Origin of the sequence: Rhodopirellula sp. MGV, assembly GCF_002251265.1 — a bacterium.
Taxonomy (GTDB): domain Bacteria; phylum Planctomycetota; class Planctomycetia; order Pirellulales; family Pirellulaceae; genus Stieleria; species Stieleria baltica_A.
The window spans coordinates 1-13,126 of the sequence record NZ_NPDI01000015.1; the positions used below are offsets into that span (position 1 = coordinate 1).

The following is a 13,126-nucleotide window of genomic DNA, read 5'->3' on the forward strand; positions in this document are numbered from 1 at the left end:
CGGTCATCGTGGCGGCGGCGGCGGAGGCGGCCGCAACTGGTAGGCGACAGCGTATCAATTGAATGAAACGAAAGAGGGTGCAATCGGTTTTCCGGTTGCACCCTCTTTTCTTTTGCCGCTCGCCTCTTTTTCTGATCAGCTCTTTTGCTGATCAGTCATTCATTGCAGGTTGCCTTTAGGGCGCGGCAACGTCATGCAGGGTCGCACCCTTGGTTTCACTCAGTACAAGAATCGCGTATCGCTCGGCGCCTTTGGCGTCCGCCGCACTGATGCTGGTGTAGTCGAACCGGCCTCGGCCATCGGTGTAACCGTCTTTGAAGAACCGCACGTCGCCGCCAGGGTACCGAGCGTAAACCTTGACGTAGGCTCCCGCGATCGGACGATGTGTGGTCGCGTCGGTGGTCTGCAGTTGGCCAAACGCGTCGCTGACATACGTCGTCAGTTCACCACCGTAGTACAAGGTGGTGCTACGCGATGCACCGACATGGCTTTCCACCAGCAGCGTCCGACTGCGCAGTTGTCGTGGAATTTCCAATCGTGTTGTGCCGGACGAGCCATTCAACTGTACCGTTTCCGATTGCGTCGGTCTGACCATCGCGATCTTTTGCAAGTCGTTGCGGGCAAATGGAGCTTTGCTGAACAACAGCTCCAGATCCACGCCGTAAAAGTTCAATTCAACCTGGTCGGTGTTGCGATGGTCGATCCGAATCTGATCGCCTTCGACTTTGATCGAGGCTTCCGGAACTTCGGCCGAGGCTTGGCTGTTCGCCCGGTCACGGTCAGCTATCGCCAAGTCAGCCGCTTGTGGCGAAACACTCGCATCGCCTGATTCGGAACTGTCGACGGAAACCAATTGCCCGGAATCCATCAGGTCAGATCGTTGCAGCACTTGCAACGCCATCTGTCCAAAGCGAGTCTTCCAACGCGGGACCGGATGGTTCGCATGGGCGTTGGCGATTTGTAGCGCCGTTTCGTAGTCGCCACGGTGCATCGCCAAGTAACCGGCCATGTAGTCGTACTGCAGCTGCGTCTCGACGGTGTCACGATCGAGCTCGCCAAATACGGCAATCGATTCTTCGATTCGGTTCTGCAGCAACAAGTAGTACGACAGCGGCAGTTTCTGTTCGACGTCAATTGAAGGTTGAAAACCGAGTCCACGGACGAACTGTTGGTATTGGCCAAGGAACTTCGAATTCAGAATCTCGTCTTGGTCACCCAGCCGGTGGATTCGGGCGCGGACCAAGGGAGCGTATTCGAGGTGTTCGTAACTTTGGCGATCAATCGCGTCGACCGTCAACAATGTCGAATCCAGTTCGGGGCCGACACTCTGAATCAGGTCGTTGCGTAGCGACAGATACCGTCGCATCGCCGATTCGTCTTTGTGATAGAAGCCATAGGCCCAAACGTCAGTTTGTGGGACCTTTGCGGTTTTCAAAGCATCGGTGACCACGCCATAGACGGCTTTGTCACGAAGTCGATGGTACACCAGACTCCAATCGAGTTTGTGCAAATTTGCTTTGGCCAAGTAATCGCGGATTTGATCGGCGCTACCGTCGACGGCAATTCGTTGCCAAGTGACTTCGTCGTCACTCCATTCATCCGCAACGCGGAATTTCATCTGATCGGCAGACGCGAGCAATTCATCACCAGCAGAAACGTTCGCCGGGTAATGGACGAACTCGCCAGCGGCTGGGAAGTAAAACTCGTACTCGACCGACGCAACTCCGAAGGCATTGACGACAAACGTTTTGCTGTCGGTCATTTGGCTTCCAGCGAGCGGCAGGCTGCCTGCCGGGATCTGCCAAAACACTTCCAACGTTTTTTGCTCGGCTGTCGGATTCGACACGACCACTTGGCCTTTGTAGGCACGTCCGGTCAAGAACTTTTCCGTGACGGCTTTCTCTTCGTCTTCGTTCGGGTTGGGATTGCTCAATCGGAACAGTTGCCCGATCAATACGCTGGCGTTTTCATCAGATGTTTGCAATTCACGCAAGCGTTTGGCGATTAGGGCGACCGAATGTTCCGGCCGATACATCGTCTCGGGTTTCGTCGGCAATCCGATTTCCCCCGCTTGCAATGGCAACCCGCTCATCGCGAGTGCGAGCAGCGCCGAATGACGGCTGGTCGTTGGAGCCAGCAGATGGTTTGACATCGCAGGTGCGTTGCCTTCGCTGATGTCCTGCCCCGCCAAGTCACGCCAAAACGCATTGATCGGGATTAGGTCCAACGGATTGCTGCCGACGGTACGAACATGGTCGAATTGGTTTTCGGCCCATTGCTTGGTACTGTCCAACTGCTGGTACATGTATCGCGTGTCCCCCAGTTCCCGCTCGGAGAGCATCCCGCTCATCCGCCGCCCCAACATCGGCGTGTTAGCGGGCTGTTTGCGGAACAACTGTACGGCTCTGGATCGTTGCAACGATTCCTTCACCTGATTTTGTGACAGTCCATCGATGCCGCCTCCCATGCCGCCCATGGCGTAGCCCAAGGATTGTGGCACCGCGAAATCAGATTCCGCTGCCATCTCCTCGCGATCGAACGCGACGGACAATCCGCGGGATTGCAGCGCGGTTTCGACAAGCATTCGGCGGCGGTCAAAGTCATCTTTCATCGCATCAACGGTTTCATTCAGGTCGCGGATGATCGATGAACGCATCTCGGGAAGACGCATTGCCAACAACGCACGTTCCGCAGCGGAAAGGTGTTGGTAGCGCCAAAGTTCCCCATAGGAAGTCAGGTCATCTCCCAGCAACCAGTGGTCGATGAATTGCTTTTCATTCTTGTTTGCGAGGTAGGGGCGAATGACCGAGTTAAAGAACTCGCCATCGTGCATGTAAAGGAACAGATGCAATTCATGGCAAGCTAACTTCGAATACTCAGTCAGTTTTTGTTCGTCGTCCATCGCATGCCAACGGGCGAGCACATCAAAGTCAGCGAAGCGATCATCACTGACCAATGTTCGGTACAGCGACAACAGCGAAGCGATATCACCGAAGACTTGAAGCTGTGCTGACCCGAGCGTTTCGAGATCCAGCGGCTGGTCAGGTGTCACGACGGAGACGACGCGTTCGAACGACAATGCTTTCTCGGCCGGAAGGGAGCTTGCCAATCGCAGGTCATCAATTTCGGCTTCTTTTAAAGGTCCGGTGACGGTTTGTTGCATCACCGTCAGCGGATCCGACACGATCACTTGGACGATTGGCATTCCGGCCACGACATCCGCAGGAACGACAAGGCTGCCATTTTCGTCGGGAATCAAGTTCGCCGCCAAAACGCCGGCATCACGCAGAAAATCAAAATCGGATCCCGTCTCGCTTTGCACGAATGAAGCTGCTTTAGCGGCTCCCATCGCGGCATCTCGGGCCGGTTCAGCCATTGCCGAGGGGGCGGGCGCGTCACCCGCCATTACTTGTTGCGATTGATTGCTTGTGGTTTCCGTTTCCCACGGATTCAGCAATACACTGGGCTGCGGAAGCATCACGCCGGCATACTTTTCCGCGAACTGACGGCGAAGCACATACTCGTACTCGTCACCCAGACGCAAGTCACTCACATAGCCGGAACGTGACAGCGACAGCTGCCGCCCATTCAATCGTGGCAGGCCAAGATGTAATGAATTCAACGGAAGCTTCGGACCAAAGTAACGCGACGCGATCAGGTGCACGCGTGCGAGGTCTGTGTTGCCCGCAAGCTGAATCGCAACACTGCCGTCATCCTGCCGCCGAATGGATTCGATCGCCAACGGGACTTGTTGGCTTTGTTGGCGGTGGCGAACTTCACCGGCAATCACATCGCCGACCTTTTCGCCTTCGACAACTGCGACACTGGTCGCGTCCCCTGTTTCACGCTGGATCAATGTGTAATCGCCTGGCGGAAGGTCATTGGCAAGCAATTGCCCCGCCGCAACCGACAGCTTCGCCGAGAGGTCTTGTTGAACGACCCCATCACGTACTTCTAGCAACCGATAGTTTTCGGCAGTGCTTCCGTCGGCCAGTGGCAAACGCAATTCATCGGTCGTTGCCAAGTGGACTGCCGACGGCCAAACGTGTTTGTTGATCTGTGCATCAAACTGGTGCCATGTCGCACCATTGACGCTATACGACAACTGTTGAACCGGTGCCATCGGTCCAAGATTGACGCGTCCCTGGTCATCGGACTGCAATGTCACTTCGGGGCGGTATTGGCCAAGGTCGGTTAGGAACTTGACCGTCACCGTGGTGCCACCGATCAGTTCCCCGTTGCGGCCCCGGGTTTCGATCACATAATCGTCGCCATCACGGGTCAAAAATGCGTCGACCGTTTGATTGGATTGGCGGATGCCAGCGAGCTGAACCGTGTGATCGGCTGCGAGTTCGCGTTCTCGTCGATCACTCAGCCCAGTAACTTTGCCGGACAAATGGAAACTGAGTTTTGCCAAACGCGATGGAACGCGGAAATCGATGGCGTATTCTTGGGCTTGATTCAGTTCAATTTTTTCGAACGTCTTGGTCGTTTCGATCCCGTCCAAATCGGTTGCGGTGACTCGCAACGACGCTTTGGACAAGATTCCTGGATCAACCGGCTGCGAACCGAGTGACAAGCGTGGTCGGACCACCAACGTCGTTTGGCCGCCCGATTGAATCAGCGCCGGATCGACGAGGAACCCAGCTTGCAGCTCATAGTTTTCGACCAGGTGTTCCAAGCGGAACGTGCGTGCAATTTTGCCGTCGTAGACGATGGCTTGGCCGTCTGCGATTTGGCTGACCATCGGGATTGAAATCTTCCCGTTTTCCTTGGCCGCAAACTCTTGATTGTTGACGAACAGCTTAGCGTCGTTGATGACATTGCGGTTTTCATCGAGCACTGTGATTTGGACGCCGTTGGCCGTTTGCGAACGAACGGTATTCAAGTCGCCATGGCGGATGATCGTTCGTGCCCGTCGGCCTTTGCCAACCAAGTCGACGATCCAAACGCCGCGTCCCTTCGTCTCGTCAATGCGAATCGTTTCACGGTGACGTACGATCGTCGGACGGTCGTACTCGATCGTCTGTTCGTGGGTCGGAATCAGACCGTCTAAATCGACGTCGGTATCAAGCGTTTCTTGATGTGTGCGGTAGTATGCAAGAGAGTTGATTTCGTAGACGCGGACAACAAGCTTGTCGATGTTTTTGACATCCACAAGCAGTTCTGTCGTGTCCTCACTTGCAAATCGCGTTGGGTTCTGTGGGGCAAACGTTAGCTCCACTTTGTCACGCAGTTCTTTGCGTTCGCCAGCCGACAACATTTCGAAGTACGGCTGTTCATTGGTGACACCCGACATCAGTTTGGTGCGTGCGAACACACGACGGACAAAATCGGGCTGAAGATATCGCGTGTACTCGTCGATGCCGGTCGCGTCGAGCAAAAAGTGTTCGAGGTAGGTTTCGATCAGCGCTTCGTCGCTGCCGATCGGCGGCAAAAACGCAACACTGGAAAAATCCTGATTCAAGTTCGCACGATTGGGAAGTCGCGCGATCATTGGACTGATGATCGAACTCTGACGCGGCAGTTGCAGGTACCGTAGGAACAACTCCTTGTCCCAAATGCCCGCTTTCAAGTTTGCTTCGAGCAAGCGATATGCGGAACTCGCTTTCAGCGAACTGTACGCCGCCGACAGCGTCTGGGTGTACTGCTCGACACGGCGCAAGTACTTAAGCCGCTCTTCGGGCTGTTGGCTCAGGTCGATGTCAGCGTTGGGGCGCAGACGGTACAGTTTTGCATCAACGAACTCGTTGTCATCGGCGACCGTGGGGACACGACGGGCGACTTCATCAAGTTCTTCGAGTGTCAAAAACTGGTGCGCGGGCAAGTCACCGAAACGGCGATCACGCTCGTTCCGCTGATTCAGTTCTTGGATGACTAGTCGATCAAGCGATTTCAGGTAGGGACCGTTGACCCGTTTCAGCAATGCATTTAGATCCAATCCCAGGTCACCGGGCTGGCCGCCGAGGAACCAGTCCGCGGCGATTTGCATTCCCAGTGGAGACAAGGCGACGTTGTCGTGTAGTGACCGCTTGACGATCTGTTGTGGTGACAGCAGTTCGTCTGCGATTTGGCTGGGGTAGCGACGTTCGCCTTTGCGGGCGGGGGCCGAATGGTTCAGTTGGATGTTGAGCCGTCGGATCAGGTAGTCGATCGATTCGCCTGGATTGCGATCGTACGTCAACAATCGTTGCCGCTCTGTCATCGCTTGCATCAGCGGCGACATAGCCCCTTTGCGGGCATTGCTCCAGGCCTTCAAGGCCGCTTCGGCACGATCGAGTTGCTGCGTGTTTTGGTAGTGCAGGCAGTAGAAGAAGTAGAAATCATCGCTACCCGGAATCAGTTCCGAGAGCACGGATTCGCGGTCCGCCGAAAGGGCGAACTTTTCCATAAACCCGATTGGTTCGGCCATGACGTTTTTGGGGATCAATCCGATGAGAAGGAGTGCCGCGATCGCTTTCGCAGAACGACGTTTGCGTCGCGAGCGTCGAGATTTTCGTTGGTTGAGATCGCGATTGATCATTTCAGATCACCGTTGCAAAGAGTTTGAGCCAGATGCGTGAACAGATGAGTGGCCACGCCCACCGCTATTCGGTGAAACGTAGCCGCATGAAAGGACGCACGCTGATCGGATTTATTAGGGATTGGCGATAAAAATCCCCCAGATTCCGCTGCGACCGCTTCTGCGGAACAAACGAAGTGGTGTCTCGGCAAAGGCTTCGCGACAATTCCCAATATAATGAACGACGCCCCAGCCGAATGGCCGGGGCGTCGTCGTCGCTCGGTGTCTGCCCAAGAAAGGCAGACGGTGTTTTGGTAACGTGTTACGCGGTTTTCGTGCTGCTCTTGGCTGATTCCATCGCTTCGCTGCCACGCAACAATTTCGTGAACTCGTCAACGCCTTCTTGTTCTTCTTCCAGGATGTTTTCCAAGAAGATCACCAGGGCGCGATCGCCTTCGGCCAGGTCCAACGCTTTGGTGTACATCTCCACTGCTTTGGATTCGAATTCCAAGCTGTTCTTCAAAATCTCGGTCAGGTCACGCGTTTGCTTGATCTCGTTGCGGGTGACGACGGGGACACCACCGAGGGCGGAGATCTTTTCGCCGACGAGCTTCGCATGGCCGAATGACTCTTCGGCGTTTTCGATGAAGGTCCCGGCGTAAACTTCACGCCACACGCCTTCGATCAAAAAGCTTGCTTGCGAGTACTGAGCCACGCCGGTCCATTCATGCTTCAGGCATTCGTTCAATTGGTCGATGATCGGTTGATAGTCCATCTATAGTCTCCTGATTCTTGTGACTCGATTCTGGATTGGGATTGCGTCTGCTGTTCGAAACAATAGCGCCCAAGACAGGCCCTCGGCAACCGCTATCCGACCGACTGCGGGAGGGTTTTCAGAAAATAGCGTCCTCGCGTGCCCTTGTTGAGAACCGTTCAAATCAACAGTACTCTTGGCCGGCTTCGCTGCTGAAATTGCTTCTCAATAAGGTTCGCTTCCCAATGGATGATCGTCCCCAACTTGTCGTTTGTTTGACCACCGTTTCGGACCAGCAACAAGCTGAAACGCTAGCCCAGTCGCTGATCGACCAGCATCTCGCTGCCTGTGTCCAAATCGACGCCCCGATCAAAAGCTATTACCGCTGGGACGGCAAAATTTGCGTGGACCCTGAAGTCCGCTTGGTGATCAAAACGGCGGCCGATCAGAGCGACGCCTTGATGCGTGGGCTGCAGAAACTGCACCCCTACACGCAGCCACAGATTGTGATGCTGCCATGCAGTGACGCCGATCCAGGCTATGTCGATTGGGTCCGGCGAAGCATCAACGGCGAAACACGCCAGTAGCAGCTGCCAATCGAAATGCTATTCCAAACCTTCGATGCCCGGCGGAGGAATCATGCCACCGCCAACGTTGCCCAACAGTCGTGGGAAGAATCGTGGTTCGATGACAAACCCAAAGCTGACGTTGTCGCGTCCACGGTCCGCGGCGATGTTCAGTCTTACGAGCATCGATTCGCCGATGCGTGTGATCCCAAAATTCTGGCCGACATAACCAGTGCTGCCGAAGTCATACGTGGTCCCGCCCGAGACGATCCACTTTTCGTTCACCCGATAATCGAAGTTCGATCGGAAGACGGTGCTGCTGATCGGGCCTTCCAAAGACATCATGCCGACGTACCAATCGCTCACACCAGGGCGACTGCTGCGAACGCCCGCACTTAACGAACGAAGCCCCTCGTCGAAAAAGTCGAGGTACCCGTCGCTAACCAACGACAAGCGATCGCCAATGTGATAGCGAAAATCATAAGTCGTTGGCCCCAGGGTTTCACCAAAGTTGTCGCGGTCTTCGCGAGGGAACAAAATCGTTTCGACATCGAACTGGATGATGTCGACAATCCGGTCTTGTCCAGGCAATCCGCGTTTTGTTTGGAAACGTTGATTCAGTCCCAAGCGGATCTGCTGCAGGTCGTCGGCAACCACTTCACTAGGACTGGCCAACCATCGCTGCACGCCTTGACGATACGCATAATTTCGGGGGTCGAATGCCGTTGGCAGACTTCCATTGAACGTCGAGCCGATAAATCGACGTCGGAACTGTTCCTGTGGATCGTCATCAAGTGCATCGTAGAAGGGCAACTCGTCCAAGTCGGTGTTGCTGTCGGCGTACCAGTACTCTGCCTTCCATTCCATTTTGTGAGCCAAGCCACGCATGTTTAGCAGCGTGCTTTGGATCGTGGGGTCAACACGAACCATTGGTAAGTTCACTTGGACGCCCGATTGGCCGAGCAAGCGAGTCAGCGAATCGCCGTCGGCAGCTTCGCCGTAGTGTGAGGCTTCGATGGAAGCGATGGGGCGAATGTTGAACGGACCAAAGTCCAGGTTCATTGCCAGTTCTTGTCGCGTCGATGCGATCACGCCTTCGCGATCCATCTCACCAGGAAGCGGAAAGTAGTTTGCCGCTTGAACCGGATCCAGCGGATCGTCGGCCTGGTTTAGCTTCGAATAGGACGCGTGGTTGTGCATCTGCCACGTCAGGCGATCGTTCAGAATCGAACTGCCGAACAGGTAGTGATTGAACTCCGGCAACCGTTCCGTCTTTTGGAAGAACGTGTTTAGCTGCGGTGTCGCCGACAGCTCGAACAGCTGATTGTGATAGTACTTTTGCACCCGCAGCTCGGTGACATGATCTGGGTTTTGGTCCCATTCATATTCCAAGTACTGCTCCAGGAAGTTGCGGTCGCTCAAGTAGCCGACCTGCCCGGTAACTTCCCAATCGTTAGCAAGCTTCTGACGGTGTTGCCACTTCACACGGCCACGTGTGGTTTCCTCCAGCGGCAAATCCATCCGACCTCGGCCGAGTTGATCCAGCCCGCTGTCGTCGATTCCCCAGACATCCAAGTTGCCACGCGTATGTCCCATCAATCCGAAGAACGCTGGCACGTCATACTTGAACGTCGTGCCAAGCGCCGGCCCACGTTTGCTGAGGTAGTCTGTCGAGAGTTGCCAATCGACACCTTCGGGAATGTTGTCGATCCCCAAGAGCTGAAAGATATCCCAGTCCAGCAAGATCTGGCTGCCAAAATTTTGGTCATTTCGAACCTTGATCCCCTGGATGTAAAACACCGGGCGTTCAAGGCTGGTGGCAAACCGCGGCCAATAAAAAATCGGTATCCCGCCGACAAATACAAAGCTGTTCTTGCTGCGTACGAAGGGGTCATTGTCCGAAACCAGCAGCCCACTGTCGCGGTCAACAACACTGCGTGTCTTTTCGTAGAACTCCAACGTCTCGCTTTGCAGCCAGTACCGCGGCACGCCCAGCCGACTGCTGGTCACGGCGGCATCGAACGCGCGAAAATTTCCATGCGAGATTTGCTGCAGCACTTCAGCTTTCAAACGCACGACGCCCTGGTACTCCGGTATCGTCGTGATTGCTTCGGCATCGAGCACCATGCCGGTTTCTTTGACGACGTTGTAATACATCGATTCGGCATAAATCAGCGAGTCGCCGGCGCGAAATACAATGTCGCCTTCCAAGTACAACTCACCATCAGCGGAGTTAAAGCTGGCGTCGCCGTTGATGACATCAACCATGTTGGGCACCCAACCGACAACACGGTTTGCCGAAATCGTGACGGTGCCAAAATCCATCACCCGGCCATCGGGAAATTGTGTTGAAACATCACGAATCGTGATCACGACACCACCGCGACCGATGACAACGGTTTCATTCGTCTCCGGCACCAAGGTCATGTCGACTCGCGGCGGAGATGATGGATGGCGGGGGCCGATCTGTACCCCTTTGGTTCCGCCGCCAAACAGGAATTCGCTGTTGTTGGTCGGTTCCAGGGGATCGGCGACCGAATACTGGTCGATCGGATAGCTATCGCCGAAACCACCTGATGTACTTGGCCCATTGAAGGTATTGGGACCGGTTAGTTCCGTCGGCAATCGCGACAGCGGCGGATTTGGGACTTCCCATTGGCGCGTGTTGACGTTGTCGTCTGGGATCGGCTCCGGGACGGGAATCGACTGCGTTTGGCCGCCTTGGACGAACTGGGTTTGAGCAACTTCCGAGGTCGCAGCCTGGCGCGCGAGCGATTGTTCTAGGTAGTCGAGCAGGAAAGGACGACTCGCCGGCTTGGCACGGTATTGATCCGATTGCACGCGAGGTTCGTCATCGCTTCGAAGTGTCACCACCAATGGTTGCGACGGCTCAGTGGCGGACTTTTTCGTCCCGCCTAGGCCTTCGATTGCCAAACGGTTGCGGACGTTTCCACGCGGACCGTCGGTGACCACGAGGACTTTGTTGGCCAGATACGCTTTGCCGTTGAATTCGAGCCGGCAATTGCCTTCGGCCAAGGACATCTGCGTCTGGCCTTCGTGCCAACGGAACAACGTTTGACCCGACAGTCGAATCTCACCGTCAACCGTGACCGATTGTGCGACCAAGTGCGATGGTTCGACCGCGAAGGTCGCGAGAACCACTGCAAACGCGGCGATAAATTTGATCACACCAAAATTGGTGTTCGTTTGCGGCGCAAGGCTGCCCGCTCGAGGTTTTTCCTCGGCGCAGCGGCGTCCGCCCCGGGGTTTCTTTTGCCGGGGACGCAAATCGGCGATGGCTTCCGTGCCGGCCAAAAGCGTTTCAATCTAAGGTGTGGAGCGTTGATAAATGACGTCGGCGCACGAATCCACCGACTCCGGGTCGCGATCCTACGAAGTCGGAAGCGTTGGTCACAAGCGGAAAACAGCTGAAGAACCGTCCAGCTTGATGCTAGCAACTGAACTCGGATTGATCGCGTGGGCAAAGACCTTTGCGTCGCATCTTTGATCCTCCGGTGAACCCCACCCACCCCCGGTGACTCTGTTTGCTAAGGCTCTGTTTGCTAAAACACAGCAACTAGATCAACGAGAGACTTGAAACGAGCGATGACGAAATTCATTCCAACCGGCGATGCGACTGCGATTTTGCCAACCGGGACGACCGCACCGATCACCGTGATCGGAACGGAAGCGATCCGTGAAACCTTTGATGACCTGTGCATTCAGCAAGCGATTAATTCACGCACCGCTCCTGGTGTGACTGAGTTGGTCCTCAATCCCGATGCTCACTGTGGATACGGCGCGCCGGTCGGATGTGTGATGGCTTCGCCGACGCATATCTATCCCGGTCCCGTCGGCGTCGACATCAAGTGTTCGATGAGTTTGCTGCAGCTGGACCTCCCAGCCGACGCGGTCACCGATCGCAAAACCCGTCGGGCGTTGATCAACGCAATTTGCGAGCGAACCCCAACGGGAACGGGAAAAGGACAACGCAGTGTTAAAAAGGCACGCCATGTCGACGAGGACTTGGGAAAGCGAGCTGTGATCGAAGGGGCAAGTCCAGATGTCTGCGCGGACCTGGGGATTCCGGCTGAGTGGGCAGACCGCTGTGAAGACTCCTTTCACGTCGGTCACGATGAAACGACCGATGCGCTTGCGCAGCGTTTGGATCAACTGTTGACGCTACCACACCAAAAGAACTTTGCAGCGAAGGCTGGGCAGCTCGGATCCTACGGTGGCGGGAATCACTTTGGAGAATGCGAAGTGGTTGAAATCGCCGAGGATCAACGGGCTCAAGACGTCGCCAAGACTTTTGGCCTCGTCGATGGTCACGTCGCGTTTTTGTCGCACTGCGGATCGCGTGGTTTCGGGCACAACCTGGCCAGCTATCAGTTCAAGCTGTTGCAATCGAAATTCGAGCGATGGGGAATCCCGTTGCCCGGTGCGGATCGTCAATTGGTCTACGCGCCATTGGGGACTGCCGAAGCGAACGACTACTTGGATGACATGGCTTTGGGATCCAACTTTGCGACGGTGAACCACCTGTTGATCAACGCCTTGGTTTTGGAAGCGTTTCAAGAAGTGCTTCCGGGAACAATCGGGCAACTGGTGTACTTCATCAGTCACAACATCGCGCGACAGGAAATCGTCAACAACCAGAAATCGTGGGTGCACCGCAAAGGTGCGACACGCGCGATTCCTGGTGGTCACTTTTCGCTCGCCGGAACCCCTTTTGCCGAGACCGGTCACCCGATCTTGTTGCCAGGGAATCCTCGCGATGGGTCGGCAGTGATGGTGGCGGATGCCGGAGCGGAGAAGTCGTGCTACAGCGTGAACCACGGCGCTGGACGAGTCCTGGGACGTAAACGGGCAATTCGTGAACTGGATCAGTCGACGATCGATCGTGAATTCGACGAGCAAGACATCTTGAGCAATTGCCGGTTTTATCCGAAGGACGAAGCCCCTGCCGCGTACAAGGATTTCAACGAAGTCCTTCGCAGCGTGAAGCAAGCCGGATTGGCAAGCGAGGTCGCGCGTTTGAAAGCGAGGTTCGTGATCAAAGACGCGAGTAAAGCAGACGATTGAAAGAAGCAACGCCATCAGCCGCCTTCGCGATAGCGAGCGGTTGAGTGGTTACGGTCCGTTGTGGCTGAGATCGGCGGCTGATGGAGGCGGAATCGCCGTGTCGCTGGAGTCTAGCCTTTAGGCGATTTTCGGTACTTCAAACGCCGCCCCGCATCCGCGATCGCAGCCACAACGGACCGTAACCGCGCAACCGCTCGCTATCGCGAAGGCGGCTGATGG

General features: G+C 55.5%; 5 protein-coding genes. 2 read left to right on the forward strand and 3 right to left on the reverse strand.

Annotated elements, in window-relative coordinates; genetic code table 11:
• Positions 1-175: 175 nt before the first annotated feature.
• Together CGZ80_RS05600 and CGZ80_RS05605 are read right to left on the reverse strand one after the other, a co-directional pair.
• Complete coding sequence (locus CGZ80_RS05600; protein ID WP_094412240.1) at positions 176-6,523, reverse strand: hypothetical protein; 6,348 nt, start codon at positions 6,521-6,523, stop codon at positions 176-178.
• A 301-nt stretch (positions 6,524-6,824) separates the two neighbouring features.
• Positions 6,825-7,277, reverse strand: a complete 453-nt coding sequence (locus CGZ80_RS05605; protein ID WP_094412242.1) for a bacterioferritin — start codon at positions 7,275-7,277, stop codon at positions 6,825-6,827.
• Between the two features lie 224 nt (positions 7,278-7,501).
• Between CGZ80_RS05605 and cutA the strand changes: the two genes are divergently transcribed.
• A complete protein-coding gene (cutA, locus tag CGZ80_RS05610; protein ID WP_094412246.1) occupies positions 7,502-7,843 on the forward strand; it encodes a divalent-cation tolerance protein CutA in 342 nt (113 codons plus the stop codon).
• 18 nt (positions 7,844-7,861) lie between these two features.
• Here cutA and lptD read toward each other — a convergent pair whose 3' ends face one another.
• Complete coding sequence (lptD, locus tag CGZ80_RS05615; RefSeq protein ID WP_143543762.1) at positions 7,862-11,011, reverse strand: LPS assembly protein LptD; 3,150 nt, start codon at positions 11,009-11,011, stop codon at positions 7,862-7,864.
• A 417-nt stretch (positions 11,012-11,428) separates the two neighbouring features.
• Between lptD and CGZ80_RS05620 the strand changes: the two genes are divergently transcribed.
• A complete protein-coding gene (locus tag CGZ80_RS05620; RefSeq protein WP_094412248.1) occupies positions 11,429-12,907 on the forward strand; it encodes an RtcB family protein in 1,479 nt (492 codons plus the stop codon).
• The last annotated feature ends 219 nt before the right edge of the window (positions 12,908-13,126 follow it).

Excerpts from the sequence above, each read along its gene's own strand:
- CGZ80_RS05600 (WP_094412240.1), bottom strand. The coding sequence starts at position 6,523 with ATGATCAATCGCGATCTCAACCAACGAAAATCTCGACGCTCGCGACGC.
- CGZ80_RS05620 (WP_094412248.1), top strand. The coding sequence starts at position 11,429 with ATGACGAAATTCATTCCAACCGGCGATGCGACTGCGATTTTGCCAACC.
- cutA (WP_094412246.1), top strand. The coding sequence starts at position 7,502 with ATGGATGATCGTCCCCAACTTGTCGTTTGTTTGACCACCGTTTCGGAC.
- CGZ80_RS05605 (WP_094412242.1), bottom strand. The coding sequence starts at position 7,277 with ATGGACTATCAACCGATCATCGACCAATTGAACGAATGCCTGAAGCAT.